Origin of the sequence: Halorientalis sp. IM1011, from assembly GCF_001989615.1 — an archaeon.
In the GTDB taxonomy this organism is placed as follows: Archaea; Halobacteriota; Halobacteria; order Halobacteriales; family Haloarculaceae; genus Halorientalis.
Genome location: NZ_CP019067.1, coordinates 2,566,302 through 2,592,580, shown reverse-complemented (window position 1 = coordinate 2,592,580; position 26,279 = coordinate 2,566,302). Strand labels below are relative to the sequence as shown.

32 protein-coding genes are annotated in these 26,279 nt (G+C 66.5%); 14 read left to right on the top strand and 18 right to left on the bottom strand.

The features are described 5' to 3' along the window. Positions 1-3: 3 nt before the first annotated feature. Positions 4-513 (bottom strand): hypothetical protein, encoded by a 510-nt coding sequence (locus BV210_RS13370; protein WP_077207128.1) that lies wholly within the window; start codon positions 511-513, stop codon positions 4-6. 182 nt (positions 514-695) lie between these two features. Here BV210_RS13370 and BV210_RS13365 point away from each other — a divergent pair, with 182 nt between their 5' ends. The 6 genes from BV210_RS13365 to BV210_RS13340 all read left to right on the top strand — a co-directional run bounded on the left by BV210_RS13365 (position 696) and on the right by BV210_RS13340 (position 6,049). Beyond that, positions 696-1,730 carry a deoxyhypusine synthase gene (locus tag BV210_RS13365; RefSeq protein WP_077207127.1) on the top strand — a complete coding sequence of 345 codons (1,035 nt, stop codon included), beginning with the start codon at positions 696-698 and terminating at the stop codon, positions 1,728-1,730. A gap of 176 nt (positions 1,731-1,906) precedes the next feature. Continuing rightward, positions 1,907-2,902 carry a CDP-glycerol glycerophosphotransferase family protein gene (locus BV210_RS13360; RefSeq protein ID WP_077207126.1) on the top strand — a complete coding sequence of 332 codons (996 nt, stop codon included), beginning with the start codon at positions 1,907-1,909 and terminating at the stop codon, positions 2,900-2,902. After that, entirely contained in the window at positions 2,890-3,579 is a 690-nt protein-coding gene (locus tag BV210_RS13355; RefSeq protein WP_077207125.1) for an NTP transferase domain-containing protein, read from the top strand. Before BV210_RS13360 ends, BV210_RS13355 begins: the two co-directional genes overlap by 13 nt. A gap of 142 nt (positions 3,580-3,721) precedes the next feature. Beyond that, positions 3,722-4,384 carry a glycerophosphodiester phosphodiesterase gene (locus BV210_RS13350; protein WP_077207124.1) on the top strand — a complete coding sequence of 221 codons (663 nt, stop codon included), beginning with the start codon at positions 3,722-3,724 and terminating at the stop codon, positions 4,382-4,384. A gap of 310 nt (positions 4,385-4,694) precedes the next feature. Next, positions 4,695-5,546 (top strand): formate/nitrite transporter family protein, encoded by an 852-nt coding sequence (locus BV210_RS13345; protein ID WP_077207123.1) that lies wholly within the window; start codon positions 4,695-4,697, stop codon positions 5,544-5,546. Positions 5,547-5,662: 116 nt separating this feature from the next. Continuing rightward, positions 5,663-6,049 carry a hypothetical protein gene (locus BV210_RS13340; RefSeq protein WP_077207122.1) on the top strand — a complete coding sequence of 129 codons (387 nt, stop codon included), beginning with the start codon at positions 5,663-5,665 and terminating at the stop codon, positions 6,047-6,049. A 20-nt stretch (positions 6,050-6,069) separates the two neighbouring features. On the opposite strand, the gene BV210_RS13335 is transcribed toward BV210_RS13340, so the two are convergent. Next, a complete protein-coding gene (locus BV210_RS13335; RefSeq protein ID WP_077207121.1) occupies positions 6,070-6,693 on the bottom strand; it encodes a bifunctional 2-polyprenyl-6-hydroxyphenol methylase/3-demethylubiquinol 3-O-methyltransferase UbiG in 624 nt (207 codons plus the stop codon). Between the two features lie 111 nt (positions 6,694-6,804). Next, entirely contained in the window at positions 6,805-7,089 is a 285-nt protein-coding gene (locus tag BV210_RS13330) for a translation initiation factor eIF-1A (protein ID WP_077207120.1), read from the bottom strand. A 287-nt stretch (positions 7,090-7,376) separates the two neighbouring features. On the opposite strand from BV210_RS13330, the gene BV210_RS13325 reads away from it, so the two are divergent. Continuing rightward, positions 7,377-7,571, top strand: coding sequence for a cold-shock protein (locus tag BV210_RS13325; RefSeq protein WP_077207119.1), 195 nt, complete (start codon positions 7,377-7,379; stop codon positions 7,569-7,571). Positions 7,572-7,671: 100 nt separating this feature from the next. Here the strand turns inward: BV210_RS13325 and BV210_RS13320 are convergent, their stop codons facing one another. The 4 genes from BV210_RS13320 to BV210_RS13305 form a co-directional block, all read right to left on the bottom strand. Next, positions 7,672-8,238, bottom strand: a complete 567-nt coding sequence (locus tag BV210_RS13320; RefSeq protein WP_084802699.1) for a GAP family protein — start codon at positions 8,236-8,238, stop codon at positions 7,672-7,674. 122 nt (positions 8,239-8,360) lie between these two features. Further along, a complete protein-coding gene (locus BV210_RS13315) occupies positions 8,361-9,527 on the bottom strand; it encodes a HAMP domain-containing sensor histidine kinase (RefSeq protein ID WP_157526015.1) in 1,167 nt (388 codons plus the stop codon). A gap of 93 nt (positions 9,528-9,620) precedes the next feature. Next, positions 9,621-10,028: a peptide-methionine (R)-S-oxide reductase MsrB gene (gene msrB, locus BV210_RS13310; RefSeq protein ID WP_077207116.1), complete on the bottom strand. Its 408-nt coding sequence runs from the start codon at positions 10,026-10,028 to the stop codon at positions 9,621-9,623. 99 nt (positions 10,029-10,127) lie between these two features. Continuing rightward, positions 10,128-10,379, bottom strand: a complete 252-nt coding sequence (locus tag BV210_RS13305) for an MTH865 family protein (RefSeq protein WP_077207115.1) — start codon at positions 10,377-10,379, stop codon at positions 10,128-10,130. A 176-nt stretch (positions 10,380-10,555) separates the two neighbouring features. On the opposite strand from BV210_RS13305, the gene BV210_RS13300 reads away from it, so the two are divergent. Further along, positions 10,556-10,999 carry a universal stress protein gene (locus tag BV210_RS13300; RefSeq protein WP_077207114.1) on the top strand — a complete coding sequence of 148 codons (444 nt, stop codon included), beginning with the start codon at positions 10,556-10,558 and terminating at the stop codon, positions 10,997-10,999. Between the two features lie 9 nt (positions 11,000-11,008). Here BV210_RS13300 and BV210_RS13295 read toward each other — a convergent pair whose 3' ends face one another. Continuing rightward, positions 11,009-11,728, bottom strand: a complete 720-nt coding sequence (locus BV210_RS13295; protein ID WP_077207113.1) for a fumarylacetoacetate hydrolase family protein — start codon at positions 11,726-11,728, stop codon at positions 11,009-11,011. A gap of 29 nt (positions 11,729-11,757) precedes the next feature. Between BV210_RS13295 and BV210_RS13290 the strand changes: the two genes are divergently transcribed. The 5 genes from BV210_RS13290 (at position 11,758) to BV210_RS13270 (ending at position 17,081) form a co-directional block, all read left to right on the top strand. Beyond that, entirely contained in the window at positions 11,758-12,171 is a 414-nt protein-coding gene (locus BV210_RS13290) for a hypothetical protein (protein WP_216640625.1), read from the top strand. Between the two features lie 47 nt (positions 12,172-12,218). Then, positions 12,219-12,731 (top strand): gamma carbonic anhydrase family protein, encoded by a 513-nt coding sequence (locus tag BV210_RS13285; protein ID WP_077207112.1) that lies wholly within the window; start codon positions 12,219-12,221, stop codon positions 12,729-12,731. A gap of 95 nt (positions 12,732-12,826) precedes the next feature. Next, positions 12,827-15,328: a PAS domain S-box protein gene (locus BV210_RS13280; protein ID WP_077207111.1), complete on the top strand. Its 2,502-nt coding sequence runs from the start codon at positions 12,827-12,829 to the stop codon at positions 15,326-15,328. Positions 15,329-15,415: 87 nt separating this feature from the next. Continuing rightward, positions 15,416-15,802 carry a hypothetical protein gene (locus BV210_RS13275; RefSeq protein WP_077207110.1) on the top strand — a complete coding sequence of 129 codons (387 nt, stop codon included), beginning with the start codon at positions 15,416-15,418 and terminating at the stop codon, positions 15,800-15,802. Between the two features lie 52 nt (positions 15,803-15,854). Then, positions 15,855-17,081, top strand: a complete 1,227-nt coding sequence (locus BV210_RS13270) for a TIGR00300 family protein (protein ID WP_077207109.1) — start codon at positions 15,855-15,857, stop codon at positions 17,079-17,081. Between the two features lie 40 nt (positions 17,082-17,121). Here BV210_RS13270 and BV210_RS13265 read toward each other — a convergent pair whose 3' ends face one another. From BV210_RS13265 to BV210_RS13240, 6 genes are all read right to left on the bottom strand, one after another. Further along, positions 17,122-18,453 (bottom strand): hemolysin family protein, encoded by a 1,332-nt coding sequence (locus BV210_RS13265; RefSeq protein WP_077207108.1) that lies wholly within the window; start codon positions 18,451-18,453, stop codon positions 17,122-17,124. Positions 18,454-18,627: 174 nt separating this feature from the next. Beyond that, positions 18,628-19,641 carry an alcohol dehydrogenase catalytic domain-containing protein gene (locus BV210_RS13260; RefSeq protein ID WP_077207107.1) on the bottom strand — a complete coding sequence of 338 codons (1,014 nt, stop codon included), beginning with the start codon at positions 19,639-19,641 and terminating at the stop codon, positions 18,628-18,630. A gap of 86 nt (positions 19,642-19,727) precedes the next feature. Next, the gene (locus BV210_RS13255; RefSeq protein ID WP_077207106.1) at positions 19,728-20,309 is read right to left on the bottom strand and encodes a hypothetical protein; all 582 of its coding nucleotides are present in this window, start codon (positions 20,307-20,309) and stop codon (positions 19,728-19,730) included. Between the two features lie 79 nt (positions 20,310-20,388). After that, positions 20,389-20,916, bottom strand: a complete 528-nt coding sequence (locus BV210_RS13250; RefSeq protein WP_077207105.1) for a hypothetical protein — start codon at positions 20,914-20,916, stop codon at positions 20,389-20,391. Between the two features lie 65 nt (positions 20,917-20,981). After that, positions 20,982-21,248: a hypothetical protein gene (locus BV210_RS13245; protein ID WP_077207104.1), complete on the bottom strand. Its 267-nt coding sequence runs from the start codon at positions 21,246-21,248 to the stop codon at positions 20,982-20,984. 49 nt (positions 21,249-21,297) lie between these two features. Further along, on the bottom strand, positions 21,298-21,570 hold the full coding sequence (locus BV210_RS13240) for a hypothetical protein (protein WP_077207103.1): 273 nt from the start codon (positions 21,568-21,570) through the stop codon (positions 21,298-21,300). A 184-nt stretch (positions 21,571-21,754) separates the two neighbouring features. On the opposite strand from BV210_RS13240, the gene BV210_RS13235 reads away from it, so the two are divergent. After that, positions 21,755-22,711, top strand: coding sequence for a phytoene/squalene synthase family protein (locus BV210_RS13235; protein ID WP_077207102.1), 957 nt, complete (start codon positions 21,755-21,757; stop codon positions 22,709-22,711). 1 nt (position 22,712) lies between these two features. Here the strand turns inward: BV210_RS13235 and BV210_RS13230 are convergent, their stop codons facing one another. The 4 genes from BV210_RS13230 to BV210_RS13215 are packed head-to-tail and all read right to left on the bottom strand — an operon-like array spanning position 22,713 to position 26,244. Next, complete coding sequence (locus tag BV210_RS13230; RefSeq protein ID WP_077207101.1) at positions 22,713-22,940, bottom strand: hypothetical protein; 228 nt, start codon at positions 22,938-22,940, stop codon at positions 22,713-22,715. 55 nt (positions 22,941-22,995) lie between these two features. Beyond that, positions 22,996-23,847 (bottom strand): bisanhydrobacterioruberin hydratase, encoded by an 852-nt coding sequence (gene cruF / locus BV210_RS13225; RefSeq protein WP_077207100.1) that lies wholly within the window; start codon positions 23,845-23,847, stop codon positions 22,996-22,998. Then, complete coding sequence (locus BV210_RS13220; protein WP_077207099.1) at positions 23,837-24,733, bottom strand: prenyltransferase; 897 nt, start codon at positions 24,731-24,733, stop codon at positions 23,837-23,839. The genes cruF and BV210_RS13220 overlap by 11 nt, the downstream gene beginning before the upstream one ends. Further along, positions 24,730-26,244, bottom strand: coding sequence for an NAD(P)/FAD-dependent oxidoreductase (locus tag BV210_RS13215; RefSeq protein WP_077207098.1), 1,515 nt, complete (start codon positions 26,242-26,244; stop codon positions 24,730-24,732). Before BV210_RS13215 ends, BV210_RS13220 begins: the two co-directional genes overlap by 4 nt. Positions 26,245-26,279 lie beyond the last annotated feature (35 nt).

Genomic DNA, 26,279 nt, shown 5'->3' with positions numbered 1-26,279 from the left:
GACTCAGACGAGGAGCCAGACCAGCAGGCCGGCGATCAGCAACTTCTTGACGAGGATCACGCCGACGACGAGCTGGCGGGTCGACGCGGTCCGCATCGCCTCGATCCCTCGGCGCGGGAGGTTGGGTGCGCGGGCGAGTTCGCGGGTCAGCAGGCGCAACTCGGTCCGGAAGGTCTCGGAGGCCGAGCCCGCGCCCTCGATCTGCGCCCGGTGGGCGCTCGGGACCCACTCGTCGCCGGTGTAGGTCAACTCGATCGACTCACCTTCGAGGAAGGCGACCTGCTCGAAGTCGAAGCCAGCCGTCTCGGTCAGCCGTTCGAGTTTCAGCACGTCCCGGTCGGCGTCGAGGTCGTAGGAGAGGCGTACGGGATCGGGAGCCCACTCGAATGTGGCAGTCAGGACCACGCGCTCGCGGCCGACGGCCACGTCGGTCACCGTCGCCAGTTCGGCGTTGCCCCGGCGCTGGCGTTTCTTCGCGGCGAGATGTTCGTACTCGGTGACGGTCTCGGCCATACGCTCACTCGGACGCGACGCGATATAAGTTTATTTTCTGTCACAATCGGTGATAGGAAACGGCGATTCGTCCGCTCCTGCGTCCGGGAGGGTAGGGCGGTGTCGACCGCCGACGCACGATCCGGCCTGCCGGTCGGCGACAATCGCGGACTTTTAGCGCGTTCGGCGGCCAGTGAGGCCCAATGAGCGACGACGAGAGCGGCGACGCCGACGGAGCGCACGAACAGCCACCGCGGGAAGCGTTCCACCACGATCCCATCGGTCACGCCGAGGCGCGGGCGGGGATGACGGTGGGCGAACTGGCCGAGGAGTACGGCGAGGCGGGCGTCGGTGCGGCGGACCTCCACGAGGCCGTCGACATCTACGCCGAGATGCTCGGCGACGACGTGACCGTGATGATGGGGCTTGCGGGCGCGATGGTCCCCAGCGGGATGCGTCGGATCGTCGCGGACCTGATCCGGGACGGCCACGTCGACGCGCTGGTGACCACCGGTGCGAACCTCACCCACGACACCATCGAAGGGATCGGCGGCAAACACCACCACGGCCACGTGCCGGACGAAGAGCACGAGCGCGAACACGACGAGCAACTGCGTGAGGAGGGCGTCGATCGGATCTACAACGTCTATCTCCCACAGGAGCACTTCGCCCTGTTCGAGTCACATCTCCGCGAGGAGGTGTTCCCGCCGCTGGCCGAGGAGGGAACCGTCGGCATCCAGCGACTGACCGAGAAGTTGGGCGAGGCCAACGCCGCGGTCAACGAGCGCGAAGGGATCGACGAGGATCCCGGCATCGCCGCCGCGGCCTACGAGTCCGACGTGCCGATCTACTGTCCGGCGGTACAGGACTCCGTGCTGGGCCTGCAAGCGTGGATGTACAACCAGACCTCCGACTTCACCCTGGACGCGCTGTCGGACATGGACACGCTCACCGACCAGGCCTTCGACGCAGACCGGACGGGCGCACTGGTCGTCGGCGGCGGCGTCCCGAAGAACTACGTCCTCCAGACGATGCTCGTCGCGCCCGAGGCCTACGACCTGGCGGTCCAGTTGACGATGGACCCGCCCCAGACCGGCGGCCTCTCGGGGGCCACCCTGGAGGAGGCCCGGTCGTGGGGGAAACTGGAGACAGCCGCCCGCAACGCCTCCGTCTACGCCGACGCGACGATCACCCTCCCCCTCCTGGTCGCCGCCGCTCGCGAACGGATCGCGGACTGATCGGTCACGGATCGGTTATCGCCTCGGTACCGTTCGGTTCCCGCGTTGTAGTGTTCATTCGTCTATTAGTCACGCGAAAAAATTAATGACTATGGTAGCATATGTAGATTGAGTTTCCGTACGTCCGGCTACGGCGGTGGCATCGACAGACAGGTATCCGCGGTATCAATCGTACCATGGTCAACGTTCTGTACACATTCGACCGGCAGTTCATGCGGAAAACGTTCGCCGCGATCGACACACACGTCCCCGAGGAGTCCGCGGTGTTGCCTCTGGGTGCCGCTGCGAGCGACGAGGACCCACTTCCCGATCACCGACCGATCGACTCGGCGGCCGCCCTCGACGCAGCGATCGACGAGATCGACCCCGACGTGATCGTCAAGAACCACCGCTTCGAGTCGGCCGTCCTCGACGACGAACCGACCTACCACGAGCGGTATCCGGTGGTTCATCTCCGCCACGGGGCGTCACTGGGACGCGGCGAGACAGCCACCACGACCCGGGATCTCGCTGACACGCTGACCGTCGCGCTGGCCCCCGGCGACCGGTGGGCCGACCGGTATCGAGAGGGATTCCCCGAATCGGTCCGAGTCGCGACGGTCGGCATCCCGGAAGCGGACGCCCTCGTCGACAGCGACCCGCCCCGGAAGCGACGGGTGCTGTACGCGCCGACCAACCACAACTACGGCGGCGGCTGTTATCTCGAGACCGCCGAGGCCGTGCTCGACACGTTCGCGGGTTCCGACTTCGCCTTGCGCTTTCGCCCCCACCCGATGGACCGGGTCGAGGAACCGGGCCGCTCGGTGACCGAGCGCTGTCGCGACCGGATCGAGGAGTTGCCGAACGTCACCTTCGACGACGCGTCGACGCCCCGGGAGAGCCTGCTGTGGGCCGACGTGTTGCTCTCGGACTGCTCGGGCGTCGTCACCGAGTGGCTCCACACGGGCCGGCCACTGATCCAGTTGACCGCCACCGCCGCCGACCACGAGATTCCGGCGGTGGGCGTCCAGACCGACGACCTCGCGCTATCGACCGTCGAACGGGTGTACGAGGAGGGATACCCACGGGAGGTCGCAAAGCGGGTCGATGAGACGGTGACGGACCTGGGGATACCGATGGACGGTCGTGCCGGCGAGCGGGCGGCCCAGGAGGTGGTCGCATGCACGCAGTGATCCTCGCGGCCGGCGAAGGCAGCCGAATGGGCGGCGCGACCGCGGACGTGCCGAAGGCGTTCATGGATCTGGCGGGGCGGACGCTGTACGAGCGCCAGCGGGAGGCCATCGACCCCCACACGGACGCCGTCACGGTCGTGTTAGGCCACGCTTACGAGAACGTTCGCGACGAGGTGGGGGACGCTCGCACGGTCGTGCTGGAGGACTGGGCCGACTACGAGAACGCCGAGTCGCTCCGCCGCGGCCTCCAGCGTATCGACGACGACGTGCTCGTGGTCAACGGCGACGTGATCGTGACCGAGAGCGCCGTCGGTCGCCTGTGTGCGCGCAACGCAGCCACGGACGAACGCAACGTCGTCGCCTGCCTCCCGGGGAGACAGGCCGAAGCGACTGCGATCCGGTGTGACGACCGCGACCGCGTCACGGACTACGGTCTCATTACCGGCCGCCAGCACGCGGGTGTGGGCGTGCTCGACCGGTCGAACCTCCGCGCCGCACGGGACTGGCTCGCCGCCAATCGACGGGAGTGGTACCCCGGACTCTACACCACCGTCCCGACCCAGGCCGTGACCATCCCGCCCACCCACCACATCGAGATCAACTATCCCAGAGACCGGATCGCAGCGCGGAGCAAACTCCCCCTGAACCCGTCCGACGAACTCGACGTCGGAACGTGATGGTAGCATCCGAATACACCCCTTCATCGGCACTTACTCCGCGATAGCGGCCCTGTCGGGACCGAAATACACAGCCGACGACTACCACCGGGTGGCGCGGCTTGCGACACAGTTAACCTCGTCCTATCCCTTGCCTCGGGTGATGGAGATCATCGGTCACCGGGGATGCGCCGATCAGTGTCCGGAAAATACCGTCGCTGCGGTCGAACGCGCCGGTCGATACGTCGACGCGGTCGAAGTCGACGTGCGCCGCTGTGGCTCCGGTGAACTCGTCGTCTTCCACGACGAGTACGTCGACGAATTGACCGACGGGACGGGTCGCGTCGCCGACCTCACCCTCGCCGAACTCCGCGCGCTCGACGTGGCCGGCTCGGGCGAACCGATCCCCCGCCTCGGGGCCGTCCTCGACGCGGTCCCGCCGGGCGTCGGCGCGCAACTGGAACTCAAAGAGACCGGCCTCGCCGCAGACGTGCGCGAAGTACTCGCCGACCACAGCGTCGACGCGGCCATCTCGTCGTTCCAGCCCGCCGCACTCGAATCGGTCCTGAACCTCGACTGGTCCGTCCAGACCGGGTATCTGTTCGCCGAAGACCCGACCGCGAACCTGCAGACCGCAGTCGAGATGGGCTGTGACGCCGTCCACCCCCACTACGACCTCTGTATCGACACCGACGTGGTCGAGCGGGCCCACGGCCAAGGGCTGAACGTGATCGCCTGGAAGGCCGCCAAGACCTCCGAGGAGATCGCCGACCTGCGGGCCGCCGGCGTCGACGGCGTCACCGCCGACCGCTGGGACATCGCCTGATACTGTCGGACAGACCATGTCGCAACCGGCGTGTATCGAGAACGAGGGTAGCGATAGGTTCCCGCCGACACGGCCGCTGACGGGTACGAGCTTCTGTCCGGCAGTATAAGAGAAACCGACTTGGGGCCGGTCCGTCTACGTCGAATCGGCCGATGACGATCGTGCGGTTCCGAGCCGGCCTGACGACCCGGCCGTGACGAACCCTATGAGTGCCGAGGCCGATATTCCTCCCATACCTTTTTGCGGACCGTCGATATACCGACGGTCCGAAGGGGGACCAGTACCGGCCCGATATAGGGGGATTTCGATCGTGAGTGATAGTTCCGACGAGCCGTCCGGAGGATCGCTCTCCTACAGCAACATCCTCGAACGGGAGATGGAAAACGCCGTTCGGGAACTCGACCGGCCCAGTAAGGGACTGCTCGTCTCCGGGCTCTCGGCCGGGCTGAACCTCAGCTTCGGGGCGCTGTTCATGGGCATGGTGCTGACGTTCTCGCCGACCTTTCCCTCGGTGTTCGTCGAGCGGTTCGTGCTCGCGGCGGCCTCCTCGATCGCGTTCCTCTTCGTCGTCCTCGGGCAGACGGAACTGTTCACAGCACACACGACGCTGGCCGTGTTGCCCCTGCTGGACGGTCGAACGAGTCTCCGGCAACTGGGTCGGCTGTGGGGGGTCGTCTACGTCGGCAACCTCGTCGGCTGTGCGCTGTTCGCCGGCCTCATCGCAGTCCTCGGTCCGGCACTCGACATCGTCGCCGCGTCGGCGTTCGACAGTCTCGCACGGTCGCTGCTCGCCAACTCGTCGTGGGCGATCCTCCTCTCGGGTGTCGTCGCCGGCTGGTTGATGGGGTTGACGACGTGGCTGGTCGCAGCGAGTCGGGACACCGTCGGCCAGATACTGATCATCCTCGTCGTTACGAGTACCATCGGCTTCGGGCCGTTCCACCACGCGATCCTCGGGACAACGGAGGTACTCGGGGCCGCGTTCCTCGGCACCGGCGTCACCCTCGTGGAGTTCGGCCGCTTTCTCCTCGTGACGACCGTCGGGAACGTCGTCGGTGGCTCGGTGTTCGTCGCGGGACTCAACTACGGCCACATCGCGCTCGTGGGTGAGGACACGGCCGAGCTCGATATCGACGAATCCGGGACGGACAGCGACGACTGACGGACGATAGATCGGGGAGTCCCACGAACGTCGGTGTCGGGTAAGCCGTCCGTACTCCCGTCAGCCAGTGGAGAGTCCGCACACGCCTTTTCCGGTTGGGTCCCGTACCGCGCGCGATGGCCGACGAACAGCCCGACCACGACAGCGTGAGCGAGAACGCACGACACCGCCAGCACGACCGGAGCGAGAGCGTCGAGGACATGCTGAACGAGGCGGCCGAACTGCTCGGCGAGCAGAAGTACCCGGTCACGAGCGAGGAACTGGCCACCGAGTACGCGGATCAGCAACTGGATCTCCCCAACGAGACCGAGAGCCTCGGCAGCGTCTTCGACCGACTCGTCGACGAGCGCTTCGAGTCCGCGGCGGAGGCCCGCGAGGCACTCTACGGGGAACTGACTGGCCAGGCGGGACCCGAAGACGAGTTCAACGACCAGCGGGACCTCGACGCACTGGACGAGCGTGAAGGGAGCGATCTCTCGGAGAGCGGGAGCACCGACGAGTAGCGACCGAGCGGGCCGACCGCTCAGCGATCGACCGACTCCGGCACGCGGAACGTCCGGACGGTGTCGCGCTCGCCGTGTTCGACGTCGATCTGGTCGAACCCGAGGTCGGTGAACACCCGGTTCCAGTCCCGATAGTACAGCGGGAAGTCGTCGTGGACGTAGTTCACGTCCCCATTCTCGTCCCCCTCGTCGCCCTCGTTCTCGATCGTGACGAGGAGGCTGCTGGTGATCCGGGCGAGTTCGGCGAACACCCAGTCGGCGTCGGGATGGATGTGCTGGAGCGTCTCGACGGAGAAGACGGCGTCGAAGCGGTCGTCCTCGAAGTCCTCGACGACGTTCTCGATGGCGTCGCAGTAGAAGGTGCCCGCGGCCGCGAGGTCCGGGTAGGCGTCCTCCATGGTCTCGAACGCGTCGGCGTTGATCTCGATGCCCTCGAGGTTCTCGAAGCCGTGATCGAGGAGGTGCGCGAGGTGGCGGCCGGAACTACAGCCCAGTTCCAGCACGCGGGCGTCCGGGTCGAGGTGCTCCGCGAAGGTCGCGCGCAGCGACTCGCTTCTCTTGTCCGGACCGTAGTGGGCGTAATACTCCGGGGAATACTCGCCGGACCGGCCGGCCCACTCTCGGCGAACGTCGTGAGAATCCACAGAGGACAACGAGCGCGGACACGTATAGCCTCGTCGGAGCGACCAGGAACACAGCCGCGACGGTGTGAAGATGTATCTCGGCGACGCAGCTATCGAGATCGGATAAGGGAATTAGTCGATGTGGCCTTCGGCGCGGAGCTGATCGGCGTCCTGCCCGTCGTACCGCCACTCGATGTTCGCCTTCTCGTCCTGCCAGTCCCAGGGTTCGACGAGTACCACGTCGCCCTCGCTGATCCAGGTCCGGTATTTCATGCGGCCGGGGATCCGGCCCATTCGGTTTTCGCCGTCTTCACACTGCACGCGGACGTGGTTCCCACCGTTGTGTTCGGTCACGACCGCGAACAGCTCGTCGTCGTTGGGCATCCGGAGATTCCGTCGCCCTGTTTCTTCACTCACACCTTTAATACGAGCCGAAGACGGTAAAGTGATCCGGAAGATTCGATAGCACGTACCACACGGCTGAGCGCGTGACGGTGATCGAAGCCAGCGGCCACCGGGAACTGCCGAGACCGTTAAATATCCCCCATTTCGTGACGGATCGGACACCAGACGCGACAGAACCGACCGTACGTGGCCGTAGTTCCAGATTTCTCGCGTTCTGCAGCACGTTCGTATAGATTTTCGCCGATCGAGAAAACGTATACGGAAGGCTTAACCGTGTAGTCGGCGTTCGTCTATTCGCAATGGCAAACGGTAAGGTTGATTTCTTCAACGACACGGGCGGTTACGGCTTTATTGACACAGAGGACGCGGACGAGGACGTTTTCTTCCACATGGAGGACGTTGGCGGCGAGGACCTCACCGAGGGGACCGAGATCGAGTTCGACATCGAGCAGGCCGAGAAGGGCCCGCGCGCGTCGAACGTCGTTCGGACGTAACTCGTTTCGTACCGTCGCTTCGAGCGACACAGCCCACTTCGATTTCTTTCGACGCTACCCGCCGAGCGATAGCACCGGCCGCCGCGACCCGATCCGTCTCTCAGGTGAGTGCGAGGACCAGGAACACGAGGAGGACGATCTCGTTGACCAGCCACGCGTTGGTCGTCATCCAGTTCCGGACCGCGGGCAGCAGACGGTCGGCCCGCTCGCCCAGCACGAGGACGGACAGCGGGGGGAGCGCGAGCAACAGGAGAGTGGCGGCGACGAACGCGAGCGCGTCCGTCACGGGCCGCCCCTCGGCCGCGAGATAGGAGCCGACGGCCGCCGAGGTCAAGATATCCGTCGGGAAGAATCCGAGCAACAGGAAGCCCAGCCGGAAGGCGAAGCGGGGCGTCGCCGTCTCCAGGTGGCTCATCCAGGTCGGGGGGTCGGCCGTCTCGCGAGTCCAGAAGACGTAGCCCATCGCGGCGAGAATGGCGACGACGACGACCTCGAGGAGGGGCCGCGACTGGGTCCGGCCGGCGATGCCGATGCCGGTCGCGTAGACAGCCGAGACCACGAGCGAGATCGACACCGTCGCCCCCAGCAGGTACGCGAGCGAGGCCCGCCGCCAGTGGTGACTCGTGGCGAGAAAGACGGCGCTCAGGAACTGGGGGCCGGCTACCATCACGACGGCCAGCGGGAGGACGGTCAGGAGCGTCTCGGACACGGGTCGGATCTCACGAGTCCGAACAGACGGGAGACTGTGGCCTAAAGCTTGTCAAGCGAATCCGACAGTTTGTCCGGCGCTCAGACGCCGACGCCGGCGAAGGCGGATGTCTGCTCCCGTTCGGCCCGCGGGAGGGAGACGACGAACACGGAGCCCCGCGGCTGGTTGTCCTCGACGTGGATCGACCCGCCGTAGTGGTCCAGCATCGTGCGGACGAAAAAGAGGCCGAACCCGCCGCCGCTGGAACTGTGGCCCTGCTCGAAGATGACCTCCTTCTCGTCGTCGGCGATTCCGGGACCGTTGTCGCTGATGCGGACCTCGACGGACTCGGCGCCGGCCCGGACGGTGACGTGGATGCGCGGGTCGTCGGCGTCGTTGTGCTGGACGGCGTTGGAGAGCAGGTTGCCGAAGACGGCGGGCAACATGTCGTCGGCCCGGACCACCACGTCGTCGGAGACGTCGGCGGTCACGGTCAGGGCGTCGTAGGTCGACCGGACCGTGGCGATCTCCTCGCGCAACACGGCCGAGAGGTCGACCGGTTCGGGCGTCACGTCGGCGTTCGCCGCCAGCGCGTCGACCGTCGCGCGGGCCCGCTGTGAGAGGTCGATGACGCTCTCGGTCTGGTTCAGGATGGCGTCCAGGGACTCCCGGTGGGTCCCGTCGAGTTGCTGGTCGAGGTGTTCGGCGCGGGCCCGCACCACCGTCATGCTGTTGAGTACGTCGTGACGGAGGATCGAGTGCATGAACTCCAGTTGCTGGCCGACCTGCCGGGCCTGGTGAGCGTCGTTCCGGGCTTTGACGTAGAGGAGGCCGATCAGATAGCCGGCGACGGCGCCCGCGTGGGCACTGGCGAGCAACTGGAGCGTCGGGCCGCCGATTCGGAGCCCGACCGAGGGGCGGACGAAGACGGTGACGTACATCACGAGGTAGACGAACACGACCCCGGCCAGCGAGGCGGCCGCGACCAGCCAGCGTTGACCGGGTGTGTACTCGCTGTCGTAGAGGTAGAGGGCACCGTAGACGACGACGGCCGACAGCCAGGCCCCGAACAGGACCGCCGCAACCTGTGGCAACCCGAACCCGAACTGCTGGAGTTCCCGGAAGAAGTTCAGCAGGGTGGCCAGAAACAGTCCGATGCCGACGATACCCACGACTGCGGGACCGCCCCGCGGAGTCGACGATACGAGTCGCTCGATACGCCCCCGTGCACCGCTTCCCCACTCCGTAACTGCGTCGAACCCTGACATCCCCCGATCCCCTGACCGATCCGCGACGACCACAGAGACAGGTCAATGCATCATCACGTATAAGCTATACTGCTCCAACAGGTTTCGCGGCGACTACTCCGACGGGTCGAACTCCAGTGCAGCCGAATTGATGCAGTAGCGTTTGCCCGTCGGCTCCGGCCCGTCCTCGAAGACGTGGCCGAGGTGGCCCTCACAGGTGGCACAGACGACTTCCGTCCGGCGCATCCCGTGGCTGGTGTCCACCCGGGTCTCGATGTTGTCCTTCGCCGCGTCGTAGAAGCTCGGCCACCCCGATCCCGACTCGAATTTCGTCTCCGAGTCGAACAGTTCCGTCCCACAGCCCGCACAGACGTAGGCACCGTCGTCTTTCTTGTCGACGTACTCGCCGCTGAACTTCGGTTCGGTACCGGCCTCCCGGAGGATTTTGTAGGCCTCGTCGTCGAGGACCTCGCGCCACTCCGCGTCGCTCTCTGGCAGGTCACGCTCGGCGTCCTGTGACATACCAGCCGGTACGGGTCGGACGTTGATACGGGTTCTGCCTACCGACCGTAGCGGCCGCTGATCGGTCGGGTCAGGAAAAAACGGGATCGGTTCGCGGCGTTAGACGTAGCCTTCGTCTTCGAGGCCGTCCATGATGTCGCCGACCAGCGAGTCGACGTCGTCGTAGGGGAAGTCCCCGCCGCCGCCCTTCTGGTTGAGCTCCATGGCGGTCATGCTGAAGTCACCGGACTCGAACGTGGTGGACGGACCGTTCGGCAGGGCCGGAACGAGGTCCATCGGGCTGTTGACCGGGTAGTCTGCTCCTTCGAAGGCGTCGATCAGCTGCTCTCGCAGGTCGTCTTTGTCGACCATATTCGTCATGTCGTAACCCTCCTTACTAAAATTGGTGGTTCTTTCGTGAAGAAATGGCTGCTCACGGGCTAACAGTGTAAACTCTTGGTTCGTTGTGCGACGTTGTGTCATGCGCCGGTCACGGCGTGGGGGATCGGGGGTGTGTTTCAAGTGTGCGCCCGGAGAACCGCCCAGATATGTACGACCGGATACTCGTTCCGACCGACGGCAGCGCCGGCACCGACGAGACGCTCGATCACGCGCTCCACATCGCGGCCGACAACGACGCGACGGTCCACGCGCTGTACGTCGTCGACCGCAGACTGTACCTCGCGGCCGACGAGGACACCCAGGACGACGTGATCGCCACGCTGGAGGAGGAGGGCGATGCCGCGCTTTCCGCCGCCGAGACCGCGGGCGCGAACGCCGGCGTCGAGATCGTCCGCGAGCGCCGCGAAGGGATTCCCCACACCGAGATCACGAGCTACGCCGAGGAGATCGACGCCGATCTGGTCGCGATGGGCACTCACGGCCGGACCGGCCGGGACCGGGTAGCCTCGCTCGGTAGCGTCACCGAACGCGTCGTCGAGCGTGTCGGCCGACCGACGCTGGTGGTCGACATCGGCGACGACGAAGAATAGCAGCGGGCGTTACTGGTTCTCGGCGATCGTGTTCCGGAGGGTGCCGATGCCCTCGTAGCGGATCTCGATCTCGTCACCGGGTTCGACGAGGCCAGGGTTGGCGGGGCTGCCGAAGGAGATCACGTCGCCCGGGCGGAAGGTGTAGCGCTCGCTGAGGAAGGCGACGGTCTCGCGGGGCTTGTTGAACATGTTCTCGGTGTTGTCGTGCTGGCGACGCTCCCCGTTGATGTGGGTCTCCATCTCCTTGCCCACCGGTTCGTAGTCGGTCTCGATCCAGGGGCCGAGCGGCCCGGAGCCGTCGAAGGCCTTGCGGGCTGTCCGGCGCTCCTGATCCAGCGCGTCCATGTCGTTGAGGATCGTATAGCCCCGGAGCACGTCGTCGACCTCGTCCTCTGTGATGTCGTGACAGGGCTCGTCGATCACGGCGGCGAGTTCGCCGGCGTAGGTCAGCTCCTCAGTCCACTCGGGGTAAGGGATGGGCCGTTCGGGCGGGTGGAGGCTGTGGGGCGGTTTGATGAACCAGTCCGGAACGTCGGGGATGTCGTAGTCCATCTGGTCGACCTTCTCGCCGAAGTTGCGCCCGACACAGAACAGCGCGTCGGGATCACAGGGCGCGAGCAGGTCCGCGTCCTCGCCGAGTTCGTAGGTGCCGTCGTCGGTCTCGATCGCGCCGTCGGCGTATTCGCCTTCGACGATCCCGTCCGGCGTCTCCGCGCGTGCGAGTCTCATGGGCGCGGATTCCCGTCCCGACGGTTTAGATGGTCCGGTCTCCGACGGCGGGGAGTCTCTCGGCCGCCGACGACGGGTTCCTGTCACAAGACCTATCGGTCCGTCGGTCGAAAGGCGACACAGAGATGGGGCGTATCGAGATCTCCGGGGCAGTCCTCTACTATCTCCTCTGGGCGGTCACGGCGATCGCGCTCGTCCCGGTTCTGGTATTTCAGGTGTCCCCGGTAGGAGGTCCCTCGAACGTCGCCCTCACCATCCTGATCACGTCCTTGCTGATCGCGGGTGGTGTGGGGGTGTGGCGACGGCGGACCGGTCGGGAACCGGAGCATCTCGGCACGGACGAGGACATCGCGTGGGATCCCGTCGCCTACCCCGAGCAGGCGGCCAAACAGCGATGGATGCGAGCCATCCGCCGCTTGCCCGGCGACGACGAGGACGACTGATCGCTCGGTGCCCAACGGTTTTGGGAAGTAGTACCGTACCCCACACCATGGACTCCCGCCAGTACGCGTTCGAGGGGGAGGAACCGGCAATCGACGGGACGGCACGCGTCAGTCGCGAGGCGACGGTCGTCGGGGACGTGACGGTCGCGGCGGACGCCAGCGTCTGGCCCGGCGTCGTCCTTCGCGGGGACGTGGGACCGGTCCGGGTCGGCGCGCAGTCCCACGTGGGGGACAACGCCGTCCTCCACGCCTCGACGGTCGGCGAGCAGGTGATGGTCGGCCACGGCGCAGTGCTCAACGACACCGCCGTCGAGGACGGCGCGCTCGTGGGGTTCAACTCCACGGTGACGGAGTCGGTCATCGGCGAGGGGAGCATCGTCGCCTCGGGCACGGTGGTCCCGGAGGGGTACGAGGTGCCGGCCCGCTCGTTCGTCCGCGGGATGCCGGCCACGGTCACGCCGCTGTCGGAGACGACCATCGACCCCGACGCCGTCTTCGAGGCGTACAGTTCCGGCGACTACACGAACCTCGCCCAGCGCCACGAGGACCTGTTCGGGTAGCTGGCCGGTCCGTCTCGGAACCGCCGGCAGCGGGCTTCGGGTGACGAACTCGGCCACAGGTTTTTGTGCGCTACACCGATATGTCTCAGCATCACATGAGGCCCGGTCGGGTGGTGCTGTACGTGGGGACCGACAGCGCTCGGGCAGCGTCGTTGCGGGAGGAGAGCGGCGACGCCTCGGTCATAGAGCGTGTCGAGACGGTCACCGAGGCGACCGACAGGATCGGTGACGTCGTCTGTGTGGTCAGCGAAGCGACGCTCCCCGACGGGAGCGGCGTCGACCTCTGCCGGACGGTCAGACAGCAATTCGAAGACGTGGCGTTCGTCCTGATCCCCGAGTCGGGCGGCGACGACCTGGCCCGGGCAGCGGTCTCGGCCGGCGTCGACGAGTACCTCCCGGCGGAAACGATCGCCGACGCGGCGGATCTCTGGGAGCGAGTACTCGCGGCCATCGAGACCGTCAGCACGGCCCAGCGGCGCTACCGGAAACTGGTCGAACAGGCCACCGACGCAATCGCGATCGTCGATCCCGACGCGACGATCCAGTACGTCAGCCCCCGAATCGAGTCGGTCCTGGGGTACAGGCCGTCGGAACTGGTCGGCCGGCGCGGGACGGAGCTCATCCACCCCGATGACCGTGACGACGTGCTCGACCGACTGGCGAGCAGCCTGGCGAATCCCGGAGAGACCGTCAGCGCGGTCTACCGCGCTGAACACGAAGACGGTGGGTGGCGCTGGGTCGAAACCAGAGGGCAGAGCTTCGTCGACGACCCGGCCGTCGGTGGCACGGTGATCAGTATCAGGGACGTGACCGAGCGCGAGGAACGCGAGCGGGACCTCCGGATGTACGAGACCATCGTCGAGGCCGTCGACGACCTTGTGTTCGCCCTCGACGAGGACGGCCGATTCACGTTCGCGAACGAGGCCCACGAGTCCCGGACCGGCTCGTCGGCCGAGGAGTTGCTCGGCAAAGATCCCACGGAGATGGTTCCCGACGAGGTGAACGCCCGGGGGAGAGCGGTTCTGGAGGAGCTCCGGTCCGACCCCGACCGGGACAGCGCGACCGTCGAGCTCGACCTCCCCGACGGGGACGGCGAGACGGTCCCGTGTGAGGTCCACCTCGCCACGCTGACCGACGACGACGGACAGTTCCGCGGGACGGCGGGCATCGTCCGGGACATTTCCGACCGGAAAGAGCAGGAACAGCTCTACTCCACGCTGTTGACCGAGGCCAACGACGGGATCTCGATCGCGAGAGACCTGACACTCGAGTTCGTCAACGAGCAACTGGCCGCCCTGCTGGGTGGGACCCGCGCGGAGATCGAAGGGATGGGGGTGCTCGACGTGGTCGCGCCGGAGGACCACGATATCGTCCGTCGCAACGCAGCGGATCGCCGGGACGACGACACCGGCCGCTACGAGATCGAACTCGTGACGCTCGACGGCGAGCGAGTGCCCGTGGAAGTCAGCACGACGTTCGTCCAGTACCAGGGCGAGACGGGCGAGATGGCGATCGTCCGGGACATCGCCGACCGGAAGGAACGGGAGCGCGAACTGGAACTGTACGAGACGATGCTCAACGCGGTGCCCGACAGCGTCTATGCGATCGACGAAGACGGCTACTTCGTCGCCCTCAACGACACGGCCAGCGAGGTGATGGGGCTCCCCGAGGACGACCTGGTGGGCGAACACTGTTCGATCTGTATGGACGAACGCGACATCGAGCGGGGCCGCGAACTGATCCGCGACCTCCTGACCGGCGACCGGGAGAAGGGGATCTACGAGATGGACCTCGAACCCGCCGACGGGGATCCGATCCCCGGGGAGAACCACGTCGCGCTCCTGCTGGACGAGGACGGCCAGTTCCGTGGCTCCGTCGGCGTCCTCCGCGACGTGACCGACCGCAAGGAACGGGAACGACGGTTGACCGTCCTCAACCGGGCGCTGCGCCACGACCTGCGCAACAGCATGCACGTCATCATGGCCAACGCCGAACTGATCGCGCGGGACCGCTCGGACGCCGCGACGCAGGGGAAACTCGACACCATCGTCGATCGGGCCGAGGGGATCAACAGCCTCAGCGAGAAGGCCCGCGAGATCGAGCGGACGCTGGCCAACCACGAACGGACGCGCAAACCCGTCGACCTCGGGGAGTTGCTCGCGACGCAGGTCGAACGGTTCCGCGAGCAGTATCCCGACGCACGTATCGAGACGGACCTGCCGGACCACGCCTGGGTCGAGGCCACGTCGCTGATCGACACGGCCGTCGAGAACCTCATCGAGAACAGCATCGAACACACCGACGACCCCCGGGTCACGGTGTCGGTGTCGGACGACGACGGATCGGTCACCGTGACCGTGGCCGACGACGGCCCGGGTATCCCCGAGAAGGAGCGACGCGTCGTCGGGAACGGCAGCGAGACACCGCTGGATCACGCCAGCGGCCTCGGGCTGTGGCTGGTCACCTGGATCACCCGCGACTCCGGCGGGGAAGTCGTCTTCGAGGCCCCCGAAGGGGGTGGCAGCGTCGTCCGACTCGTCCTCGATAGCGCACCCCCGCCTGTCGACGACGAACCCGGCCGGGCCGGCGTCCAGTGATCGACCACCCCCGACGGCCACCGCCACACGACCGGTACCGGCCCCGTACTTAAATCGGAAGCCGACGTAGAGGAGGGTGAACGCGGCATGACAGTCGACGACGACCCCTTCGCCATCCCGAGTCGGCCGGAGCGACGCTACCCCCGGGGTGGCGGCGTCGAGTACGAGGGCGGGACCGTCTTCTCGCTCGTTCCGGCCCCCGAGCGCGAGGACGCGTGGCTCCGTGGACTCGTCGAGGACGTCCTCGACGGCGAGGGGTACACCTACGGGGACTGGTTCGACCTGCCGATGCCGCTGTATCTGGTCCACGACGAGGCGACCGGCGACGTGTTCCGGGTGAGCGTCCGGAACGCCCGGATCCGGTTGCACGTCCTGCCCGCCACGGAATCGGGCGGCCTCCGGCAGTTCTTCGACCGCCTCCGGGACAGCGCCGACGGCGTCGACTGGGACGTGAACCGCCGGATCGACGACTAGGTCGGGCCGAGGACGCGTAATCGACTTATCACCGGGTATCCATTGGCCCACCATGACTGTTTCTCGGGAAGTCGAGTTGCAGGGACACATCATCGACTCCGGGATGATGCAGACCTGTTTCGGCATCGTCATGGATCTGGGCGGGTCCTTCTCCGTCGAGGAGTTCGACATCGGTCGCCACAAGGACGAACAGTCCTACGCGAAACTGCTCGTGACCGCCGACTCCGAAGCGGACCTGCAGTCCATCGTCCACGAACTCCACCAGAACGGCGCGAACCCCGCCGACCCCAACGACGCCCGTCTCGAACCCGCCCCGGCCGATCAGGTCGTCCCCACGGGCTTCTACTCGACGACCAACCACCCCACCGAGATCCGCTACGAGGGCGAGTGGATCGAGGTCGAGAATATCGAGATGGACTGTGCCGTCGTAGTGGAAGACGGCGACGACCCCCGCGCCTACACCAAGGTCCTCAACGCCGTCGAGGAAGGCGACACGATCGTCACCGGCGAGGCGGGCATCCGCGTCAGTCCGCCCGAGCGCCCCCGTGACTCCGAGGGTGCCTTCGGGTTCATGCAGGGCGGCGTCTCCTCGGAGCGGCCCTCCGAGACGACCATCGCCAACATCGCCGAGGCCATCGAGGAGACCAAGGCCGAGGGCGGCAAGGTCCTCGCGGTCTGTGGCCCGGCGCTGATCCACTCCGGCGCGCGTGAGGACCTCGCGCGCCTCGTCAGGGAGGGGTACGTCGACATGATCTCCGCGGGCAACGGCTTCGCCGTCCACGACATCGAGCGCGACCTCTACGGCACCTCGCTGGGCATGGACACCGAGAGCCTCGACCACCCCCGGAAGGGTCACAAACACCACATCTACACCATCTCCGAGGTGATCCGCGAGGGCGGTATCGAGGAGGCCGTCGAGTCCGGCACTATCGAGTCCGGCGTCATGTACGAGTGCGTCGACAACGACCGCCCGTTCGTGCTCGCGGGGTCGATCCGCGACGACGGCCCCCTCCCCGACACCATCACCGACGCCGTCGAGGCCCAGAACGCCATCCGCGAGCAGGCCCACGAGGCCGACATGGTCCTCATGCTGTCGACCCTGCTCCACTCCGTCGCCGTCGGGAACTGCCTGCCCTCGACGACCCGGGTCGTCTGCGTCGACATCAATCCCGCCACCGTCACCCAGTTGCTCGACCGCGGCAGCGCACAGGCCGTCGGGATGGTCACCGACATCGGCACCTTCGTGCCGATTCTGGCCGAAAAGGTACTGGACGACTGAATTACCGACGGACTCCACCGAAAAACTCCGCGCCCTGCACTCAGTCTTCTGCCGGTTCGTCCGTCTCGCGTTCGTGGACCCAGACCGTCGAAATCCGGGTTCCGTCGACGCTCGTCACCTCCACGACGTGTCCGGCGACCTCGACCTGATCGCCACGCTCCGGTGCACGGTCGAGGTGTTCGAGTACCAGTCCACCGATGGTTTCGACCTCGTCACTCGTGAGGTCGCCCTCGATCACGTCGTTGATCTTCGACAACGGGACGCCGCCGTCGACGTCGTACCCGTCGTCGTCGTGCTGGCGAATCGAGTGTTCACGCTCGTCCATATCGAACTCGTCCCGGAGGTCCCCGACGAGTGCCTCGACGACGTCTTCGACCGTCGCGATCCCCTCGAAGGCCCCCCATTCGTCGATGACGGCGACCATCTGTTGTCGATCCTCCCGGAACTGTCGCAGGAGATCGCTCAGTGCCATCGTCTCGGGGGTGACGACGATATCACGAGCGATGTCGCCGACCACTTCGGCCTCCCCGCTCTCCACTTCGGCTCGTAGCACGTCCTTGACGTCGACGAACCCGACAACCTGATCGCCGTCGTCGGCATCGAGAACGGGATAACGGGTATGGCCGGCTTCGAGGACGGTCGACTGGAGGTCCGAAAGCGGGGCATCCGCCGGAACGCTCACCACGTCCGGTCGTGGAACCATGACCTCCCGCACCACGATGTCGTCGAGATCGAAGACCCGCTCGATCATCGTCACTTCCGCAGCGTCGATGTCCCCTTCCTCGCCGGATCGAGTCAGGACCCGGAGGAGTTCCCGCTCGCCGAGCGTCTCGTCCGTCTCGGACGCGGGTGGCACGCCGAGTGCTCGGGTGAACGCGTTGGCGGCCCCGTTGAAGACGACGATTCCCGGGTAGAGGATGTAGTAGAAGACCTTCATCGGCGGGGCGAGGTACAGGGAGAGTCGCTCGGTCTTGGCGATCGCGAGCGTCTTCGGCGCGAGTTCACCGAAGACGACGTGGAGGAAGGTGATGATACTGAAGCCGATCGCGAAGGCGACCAGATGGATGAGACTCGCCGGGAGCACCGGCGCCAGCACGGGCTCTATGAGCGACGCCACGGCCGGTTCGCCGACCCACCCCAACCCGAGCGAGGCGATGGTGATGCCGAGCTGCGTCGTCGCGAGATAGTCGTCGAGGTTCGTCATCACCTCCTGAAGCGTCCCCGCGCCCGGGCGTCCCTCCTCGGCGAGTTGATCGACCGACGTCCCCCGTATCCGTACGAAGGCGAACTCTGCAGCGACGAAGAAGCCGTTGAGCACCACGAGCGCCAGCGCAACGGCCACCTGTGCCAGCGACAGCGCGACGTTTACCATCGGTGGGGCTGGCAGCTACGGCTGTTCGATTGTCGTGTGTCCATATCTCTCGGTCTCGTCCCATCTACTAAAATCATGTAATACGACTTCGATGGAGCCTGACTGTCGGGAGTGTCGCTTTCAGGTCGACGTGATACAGCGGTCGTGGGCTCGTCCAGACCGAACCCTAACGAATCACGGCGTGACGACGAGTTTCCCGACGCTGTCGCGGTTCCGCATCGCCGCGAACGCCGCGCCAGTCTCGGCGAGGGGATACGTCTCGTCTACCTCCGGCGTGAACGCGCCGTCGGCGACGAGACCGACGATCCGCTCCAGGTCGCCCTGCGTCCCCATCGTGCTCCCGATGACCCGCTTGTGACCGAGGAAGAGATCCGGGATGTCGATCTCGGAGGTGCCGGCGGCGGTCCGGCCACAGATCGCCATCCGGCCGCCGCGTTTCAGGACGTCGAGACCCAGTTGCGTGTACTCGCCACCGAGGTGGTTGAGCACGCCGTCGACGGGGCCGATATCGCCGACCGCCTCCCGGATCGCGTCCGGGTCGGTGCCTTCGACCGCGTGGTCGAGGCCGAGCGATTCGACGCGATCGAGTTTCGCCTGCGAGGACGACGTGCCGACGCTGTGCGCGCCGAGCGCGTCCGCGAATTGGACGCCCGCGACGCCGACGCCGCCAGTCACGCCCGGGACGAAGAGGAGATCACCCGGGCCGGCCTCGATCCGGCGGAGCATGTGGAAGGCGGTCATGTAGGCCGTCGGGAGCGCAGCGGCCTCGACCATCCCCACGTCGTCGGGGAGGGCGACGAGGCGGTCGGCCCGGACGCGGGCCGTCTCGGCGAGCCCGCCGTGGAAGAGGGCGAAGTTCTCACAGCGGTTCTCCGGTCCCTCCCGGCAGTAGCGACAGGTTCCGCAGGTCTCGTTGGGACAGAGGACCACGCGGTCGCCGGGCTCGACGCCCGTGACGCCCTCGCCTACGTCCTCGACGGTCCCAGCCACGTCGAGGCCGCTGACGAAGGGGAGATCGGCCGCGTCGACCATCGCGGAGTCGCCTTCGAGGATCCAGAGGTCGTGGCGGTTGATCGCCGCCGCCTCGACGGCGACCGTCGCCTCCCCGCGGTCGGGTTCGGGTGTCGGTTGCTCGACGATCGAGACGCCGTCCGGCCCGGTGAGATCGGTGAACGCTGCGGTTCGCATCGAGTCAGTGATCGTGCCCCATCGCCATGAAGGCCCGGGCGAGCGGGACGGCTGAACGGGGCCACGTCAGCTCCTGTGGCCGGTACTCAGTCCGCGGACGCGGGTTCGTTCGACGGGAACTCCCGCTCGACGGACGCGGCGATGGGGGCGATCCCCTCGTGTTCGTCGAGGTTGTCGAGGCCGGCGTCGAGGGTCCCGTCGACGAGGTCGTCGGCGTACCCCTCCGCGATGGCGCGCTGGACGACGTAGACGACCGTCTCCTCGACGAGGTCGTCGGCGTGGCCGCCCTCGATCAGTTTCTCGACGATTACGTCGCCGACGCCCTCGACGACGCGATCCGAGCGCCCCATCAGCCCCTTCACGATGCGCTTGACGGCGCGTTTGATCAACATTCCGCCGAAGGGAAGCTCCTCCATGACGATATCTGCGACCTCCTGCACGATGGCGTCGGAGTGACCGCCCTCGACGAGGTGGTGGACGATGCGGTCGCCGACCGCCGAGACGACGGCCGCGTCGTCGTCGGCCCCGTGGACCCGGGCCGCGATCAGCGCGCCGACGGCCTCGACCATCTCGTCGTCGTCCAGCTGGTCGCCGATCCCCGTCCTGATCGTCTCTGCGACTGCTGCCCGTTCCGTGTCGTCGAACTCGATCTGGTACGCCTCACCCATGTGTTCGGCCACCGGGCCATCGAAAAGTAAAGATTCTCGCTCACATGTGGGGCGGGGGTTCGGCGTCCGGACCACCGGATCAGCCGTCCGCTTCGATGATCTGGGTGACGCCGTCGTCGAAGATCTCCCGGATCAGTTCCTCGGCGTAGCCGCCCTCGATGGCGGCCTCGATGGCGATCTCCAGTGACGCGTCGACCAGCTCTTCGGCGTGGCCGTTCTCGATCAGCGTCGCGACGATCTCGTCGCCGACCTGCTGGACGATGGCCTCCGAGCGGCCGCTGGTGAGTCGTGTGACGATCCGGCGGACGGACCGGCGGATCACGACCGAGTGTCTGAGCCCGGGCAGATTGTCCATCACGATGTCCGCGACGGCTTCGATCAGATCGTCGGCCGCCTCGCCGTCGAGTCTGTCGACGATCTCGTCGCCGACCTGCCTGACGAGGCGTTCAGCGTCGTCCTCGTCTTCGACGTACTCGCCGATCGCGCGAGCGACGCTCCGTGCGATCTCCTCGGCTTCGTCCTCACTCAGTTCCGCGGCGATGACGGCCCGCACTCGCTCGGCGATCTCCGCACGGTCACGGCCCGCGATCCCTTCGTCCCCTGACATGGGCGCGAGTAGTTCGTCGTGAGTACAAAAACTCCTCGGGACGGCAGATCGCTGCGGACGGACAGTCAGTCGGGCCGATCGCGGTAGGCGACGAGCAGTGTCCGGGCGCGGTCGACAGCCGCGCGCACGTCGGGATGGTCGTCCCGACCCAGATCCCGAAGCTGCGCCTCGATGGTGCGGACGGTCCCGCGGTGCTGGCCGTCGGCGGGCAGTTCGCCGACCTGATGGGCCAGATCGGCCAGCCGTTCGGCCAGCCGGCGGTCGACTGTCAGTTCCGACGCGAGCAGTAGCTGGCGGTGTGCCTTCGCGATCCCCGTCCGTTCCTGTCGCATGTCCCCTCTATCGGCACTCCGTCTCCGGTCAGGAAAGAAGTTCCGGGACTCAGACGCCGCCCTCGATGGTCTCGCGGTAGGCGTTGATCGCGTCGTTGGCGTCGTCGATGGCGTCACCGGCCGCCTCACCCACCTCGTCGCCGAGATCGGCGAGCGCGGACTGGATGCGGGCCAGTCGGCCGTGATCGGGGCCGGACTCCCGGGTCGCGAGGTCGTCGAGCTGGTCGGCCAGTTCCGTCAGTCGGTCGCTCGCATCGCCGTTCGTGGCGTCGCTTGCTGTCCGGAGGTCCGCTGCTGCGGTTTCGAGCTGTGGTCGGGCCATACGTACCCTTCGAGAAAGGCGTGCAAAAACGCTTTCCGAACCTGTGCGGGATCGAACGGGTCTGATACCAACCAGTAAGGTACCGTCGTTAAGCCTGTGGCTTCCCAATATACGACAACGTGTCTGATCCCCACCCCAGTCCCCCCAGTGAGCGCGCCGGCCGTCGACCGATACCGGACAGAGCATGGTAACGAACGACTCACTCGAAGCGAGCCGGCAGATTCACCGGCGGACGGGCAAGACGTTCTACTACGCGACGCGGCTGTTTCCCGAGCGGATCCGCCACAAGACGTACGTCCTGTACGCGTTCTTCCGGATCGCGGACGAGGTCGTCGACGACGAGGACAACGACCTCTCGCCCGCCGAGCAACGCGACCGACTGGAACGGTTCCGCGAGGCCGCGCTGGGTCGTCGCGAGACCGACGACCCGGTCCTGCAGGCGTTCGACGACGTGCGCCGCGAGACGGACGTCACCGAAGACGACGTAGACCTGTTCGTCGACGCGATGGCGACCGACATCGAGAAACACCGCTACGAGACCTACGACGAACTCGAGGCGTACATGCGCGGCTCCGCGTCGGCCGTCGGCTACATGATGACCGGGATCATGGACGTCGAGGACCCGGACGTGGCGCGGCCACACGCCCGTGCGCTCGGGGAGGCGTTCCAGCTCTCGAACTTCCTGCGCGACGTGCGCGAGGACGTCGTGGATCGCGATCGGATCTACCTGCCACGGGAGACCCTCGACCAGTACGGCGTCACCGAGTCCGAGATCGAGAACCTGGAGATGAGCGACGGGTTCCGGTCGGCGATGATCCACGAGATGGCTCGCGCCGAGAAGCTGTACCGCGAAGGGGTCGCCGGGATCAAGTACCTCCCCGAGGACTGCCAGTTCGCCGTCCTGCTGGCGGCGGTGCTGTACGCCGACCACCACCGCCTGATCCGGGAGCGGGACTACGACGTGCTCTCGGAGACGCCGGATCTCTCGACGACGCGGAAGCTCTGGCTGATCGCGAAGACGCGCTGGCACTGGCACTGGAACAAGGACCCCGAGGCCGTCTTCGAGCGCGTCTCGACGATCGGGGACGCCCCGAGTCCAGCACCCGGGCCGGAACCGCCGGAGTGGACCCCCACGCAGTAGCCTACTCGATCAGCGGGAGGACGATGCCGAACAGGATCGGCGAAAAGAAGCCGATGATCAGGCCGGAGAACTCCGCGGCGAGAAAGAGCGTGTTCTCCCAGGCGGGCAACGGTTCGAAGAAGGCGTGGCCGACGACGGAGCCGGCGATCCCGATCACGAGGAGGGCGACTCCGAGGAAGAAGCCACCCTTCGCGTACGTCTGGTAGTCCATCGACGCAGTCTGTGCCATATTGGGAGACCGACACTGAGTGTTGAATTTCTTTCGGTCCCGACGAACCTGACCGCTACCCCCGGTGAAAGCCGGGCGCAGTCCGGAGAACCCCGAAGTCGAAGCGGTCGATCTTCACGAGGCTGCCGAAAAACAGGCCCGCCAGCGCCACGGGCACCCAGTTCCCGAAGTAGGCGTTTATCAGCCCCCAGAGGATCACGAAACTCACCAGGTCGTCGAGCATGAACGCACACGACCGGACGCGGGCGACCAGTTCCGTCCAGTCGAAAGCCAGATCGAAGAGGCCGACGGCGACCGTCGCCGAGAGGACCCAGCCGAGGTAGTTCGACCACGGGACGCCGTAGTAGGCCCCGCCGCCGTCGTAGGCCCAGAATCCCAGCGCCACCGCACCGGGGTCCAGCACCAGATCGACCAGCAGGACGGTCGCGATCACCGCAGGCAGGCGGATCGCCCAGCGACTCGCCCGGTCGCCCAGCAGGAGGAGCGAGAGCAGGTAGCTGTTGAGGACCAGCGGGAAGAAGAAGATCGGCAGACCGATCGGGACGGTGTCCAAAAGCATCGGGCCGAGTTCGACGCCGTACTCGAAGAATCCGTAGGGCCACCCCGTGGTGACGCCCACGTACTCGATGCCGTAGGAGTAGGCCGTCAGCGCGAGCAGGGCGGCGGTCGCTCGGCGGTCCAGCAGCGGTGCGACGCCGGCGATCAGCGGGAGGCGCATGACGAAGGTCCCGAAGAGGACGAGATACGGGTTGAACTCGAGCGGGCCGGGGAGCAGGGCTTCGGCGCTGGCGAGCAGCATGACCGCGCCGACGGCGGGGAAGACGACGGCGATGGTGAAGCGGTTCTCGCGGACGAGGTCGTCCAGTCGGGCCTCGACGGCCGCTCGGGTGGGCGTCTCAACCGCCATACACCAGGATCCAGAGGCCGCCGATGGTCATCGTCATGCCGATCAGGGTGTTGATCGCGGGGTACCACCAGTAAGCGTCGTCCACGTCGATCCGGGAGAAGGCGATGCCGAACACGAGCACGGGATACAGGAGCAGGAGGGCACCGAACAGGACGTGGACGGTCGCGAAGGCGACCGCGGCCGCCAGCCAGCAGCCCGCACAGTAGTAGTAGGTGCGTCGCTCGCCCAGCACGGTCGCCGTGGTCCGGATGCCGGCCTCGCGGTCGGGTTCGATGTCCGGGATGGCAGAGAAGGTGTGCATCCCCATCGTCCAGAGCCAGCCGGCGACGATGGCGGCGAGGGGCGGCAGCTCACCGGCCACCGCGGTGAAGGCGATCACGCCCGGGAGGATGTACAGGCCGTTCGAGACGGAGTCGAGCAGCGGCGTGGTCTTGAACCGCAGCGGTGGCGCGCTGTACTCGACGGCCAGGAAGAACCACAGCGCGAGCACGAGCGTCGCCGCCCGGGGTAAGCCGAGCGCGAACAGTCCGCCGAGGACACCGCTCGCGACGACGACGGCGGCGATCCAGCGGTCGCCCCGATAGCGCACTTCCCGCTCGTCTTTCTTCGGGTTGGCCTCGTCGACGTCGGCGTCGAAGGCGTCGTTGACGCCGTAGAGGAAGACGTTCGCGGGGATCGTGAAGTACGCCAGCAGGAGGATGGCGAGCGGTGAGAACAGGTCGGCCACGCTGTCGGCGGCGTACGCCGCGCCGACGATGACCGGCCCGCCGAGGTAGAGCCAGAACCGCGGGCGGGAGAGCCAGAACAGGTAGCCCAGTCGACTCTCCTCGGAGGGGAGGTAGCCGGCGACCGATTCGAGTCGGGCGCGGACGGCGCTGTCGCTCATCTGTCGTCGATCACGGCGTTGGCGGTGTGTTCGCCGCTGATGAGACACATCGGGACGCCGATGCCGGGCGTCGTGAACGATCCCGTGAAGTAGAGGCCGTCCACGGCCGACGACCGGTGGGGCGGGCGCAGGAGGGAGGTCTGTCGCAGCGTGTGGGCCAGCCCCAGCGCCGTGCCCTGGATCGAGTTGTACCGGTCGGCGAACTCGGAGACCGAGAACCGTTCCTCGAAGGCGATCCGGTCGCGCAGGTCGACGCCGGTGTTCTCGGCGAGGTCGGCGAGGATCTCGTCGCGGTAGCGCTGTCGGGTGGCCTCGTCGTCGTCCAGTCCGGGCGCGATGGGGACGAGGACGAACAGGTTGCTGTACGCGTCGGTATCTTCCTCGGGGACGGTCGTCGGATCTGTCTCGGAGGGCACACAGACGTAGTAGGCCGGATCCTCGGGCCAGGACGGCTCGTCGAATATCTTCTCGAAGTGGGGATCCCAGTCCTCCGGGAGGACGAGCGTGTGGTGGGCGAGTTCGTCCACGTCGCCCTCGATACCGAGATAGAGCAGGAACGCGGAGGGAGCGTAGGTCTTGCTCTCCCAGTAGTCGGCGTCGTACTGGCGTTCGTGTTCGGGGAGCAGTTCCTGCTCGGTGTGGGCGTAGTCGGCGTCGCTGACCACGAGATCCGGACCGTATTCGGTCCCGTCCTCGGTGGCGAGAAGGAAGCCGTCCTTCCGGCGGGTGATCTCGGCGACGGGTGCGTCGGTGACGTACTCGACACCGAGTTCCTCGCCGAGGTCGACGAGGGCGTCGACGACCGCGCCGTAGCCGTTGTCCCGGCCGTCCTTGCCGACGGGGTAGTGGACGCCGAGGTTGAAATCGACGTGGCTCATCATGTTGTACAGCGCCGGCGTGTTGTGGGGTGCCCCGCCGAGGAAGACGAGGGTGTACTGCATGATCTGCTGGAGTTTGGGGTTCTCGAAGTAGTCCTCGACGTGGCCCTGCATGTTGCCCAGCAGCTTCAGCCCGACCGGCGCGGCCCGCATCACGTCCAGATCGATCCAGTCGCGCAGACGCGGGCGGTCCTCGTAGACGAAGTTCTCCATCGCGAGTTCGTAGTTCGACTCGCTCTCTTCGAGGTAGGCGTCGAAGGCCTCGCCGCCGCCGTCCTCGTACTCGGCGAACAGCTCTCTTACTTCGGCGCGGTCGGCGGACACGTCGATCTCGTCACCGTCTTTGAAGAAGATACGGTAGTGGGGATCCAGCCGTTCGAGATCGTAGTAGTCGTCGGTCGACTTCCCGAAGTGGCCGAAGAAGCGCTCGAACACGTCGGGCATCAGATACCACGAGGGACCCATGTCGAAGCGAAAGCCCTCGGCTTCGAGCCGGCTGGCGCGGCCGCCCAGTTGCTCGTTTTTCTCGAGGACGCGCACGTCCGCACCGGCGTCGGCGAGGTAACACGCGGTCGAGAGTCCCCCGAACCCACCGCCGACCACGTCGATGTCCGTTCCAGCGAGCGAACTCATTGGGAAAAATAGGGGCCGGAACCCGAATAAAAGAA

Coding starts and splice junctions, on each gene's coding strand:
- BV210_RS13370 (WP_077207128.1), bottom strand. CDS start 513: ATGGCCGAGACCGTCACCGAGTACGAACATCTCGCCGCGAAGAAACGC.
- BV210_RS13365 (WP_077207127.1), top strand. CDS start 696: ATGAGCGACGACGAGAGCGGCGACGCCGACGGAGCGCACGAACAGCCA.
- BV210_RS13360 (WP_077207126.1), top strand. CDS start 1,907: ATGGTCAACGTTCTGTACACATTCGACCGGCAGTTCATGCGGAAAACG.
- BV210_RS13355 (WP_077207125.1), top strand. CDS start 2,890: ATGCACGCAGTGATCCTCGCGGCCGGCGAAGGCAGCCGAATGGGCGGC.
- BV210_RS13350 (WP_077207124.1), top strand. CDS start 3,722: ATGGAGATCATCGGTCACCGGGGATGCGCCGATCAGTGTCCGGAAAAT.
- BV210_RS13340 (WP_077207122.1), top strand. CDS start 5,663: ATGGCCGACGAACAGCCCGACCACGACAGCGTGAGCGAGAACGCACGA.
- BV210_RS13325 (WP_077207119.1), top strand. CDS start 7,377: ATGGCAAACGGTAAGGTTGATTTCTTCAACGACACGGGCGGTTACGGC.
- BV210_RS13320 (WP_084802699.1), bottom strand. CDS start 8,238: ATGGTAGCCGGCCCCCAGTTCCTGAGCGCCGTCTTTCTCGCCACGAGT.
- BV210_RS13315 (WP_157526015.1), bottom strand. CDS start 9,527: ATGTCAGGGTTCGACGCAGTTACGGAGTGGGGAAGCGGTGCACGGGGG.
- msrB (WP_077207116.1), bottom strand. CDS start 10,028: ATGTCACAGGACGCCGAGCGTGACCTGCCAGAGAGCGACGCGGAGTGG.
- BV210_RS13305 (WP_077207115.1), bottom strand. CDS start 10,379: ATGGTCGACAAAGACGACCTGCGAGAGCAGCTGATCGACGCCTTCGAA.
- BV210_RS13300 (WP_077207114.1), top strand. CDS start 10,556: ATGTACGACCGGATACTCGTTCCGACCGACGGCAGCGCCGGCACCGAC.
- BV210_RS13295 (WP_077207113.1), bottom strand. CDS start 11,728: ATGAGACTCGCACGCGCGGAGACGCCGGACGGGATCGTCGAAGGCGAA.
- BV210_RS13290 (WP_216640625.1), top strand. CDS start 11,758: ATGGTCCGGTCTCCGACGGCGGGGAGTCTCTCGGCCGCCGACGACGGG.
- BV210_RS13285 (WP_077207112.1), top strand. CDS start 12,219: ATGGACTCCCGCCAGTACGCGTTCGAGGGGGAGGAACCGGCAATCGAC.
- BV210_RS13280 (WP_077207111.1), top strand. CDS start 12,827: ATGAGGCCCGGTCGGGTGGTGCTGTACGTGGGGACCGACAGCGCTCGG.
- BV210_RS13275 (WP_077207110.1), top strand. CDS start 15,416: ATGACAGTCGACGACGACCCCTTCGCCATCCCGAGTCGGCCGGAGCGA.
- BV210_RS13270 (WP_077207109.1), top strand. CDS start 15,855: ATGACTGTTTCTCGGGAAGTCGAGTTGCAGGGACACATCATCGACTCC.
- BV210_RS13265 (WP_077207108.1), bottom strand. CDS start 18,453: ATGGTAAACGTCGCGCTGTCGCTGGCACAGGTGGCCGTTGCGCTGGCG.
- BV210_RS13260 (WP_077207107.1), bottom strand. CDS start 19,641: ATGCGAACCGCAGCGTTCACCGATCTCACCGGGCCGGACGGCGTCTCG.
- BV210_RS13255 (WP_077207106.1), bottom strand. CDS start 20,309: ATGGGTGAGGCGTACCAGATCGAGTTCGACGACACGGAACGGGCAGCA.
- BV210_RS13250 (WP_077207105.1), bottom strand. CDS start 20,916: ATGTCAGGGGACGAAGGGATCGCGGGCCGTGACCGTGCGGAGATCGCC.
- BV210_RS13245 (WP_077207104.1), bottom strand. CDS start 21,248: ATGCGACAGGAACGGACGGGGATCGCGAAGGCACACCGCCAGCTACTG.
- BV210_RS13240 (WP_077207103.1), bottom strand. CDS start 21,570: ATGGCCCGACCACAGCTCGAAACCGCAGCAGCGGACCTCCGGACAGCA.
- BV210_RS13235 (WP_077207102.1), top strand. CDS start 21,755: ATGGTAACGAACGACTCACTCGAAGCGAGCCGGCAGATTCACCGGCGG.
- BV210_RS13230 (WP_077207101.1), bottom strand. CDS start 22,940: ATGGCACAGACTGCGTCGATGGACTACCAGACGTACGCGAAGGGTGGC.
- cruF (WP_077207100.1), bottom strand. CDS start 23,847: ATGGCGGTTGAGACGCCCACCCGAGCGGCCGTCGAGGCCCGACTGGAC.
- BV210_RS13220 (WP_077207099.1), bottom strand. CDS start 24,733: ATGAGCGACAGCGCCGTCCGCGCCCGACTCGAATCGGTCGCCGGCTAC.
- BV210_RS13215 (WP_077207098.1), bottom strand. CDS start 26,244: ATGAGTTCGCTCGCTGGAACGGACATCGACGTGGTCGGCGGTGGGTTC.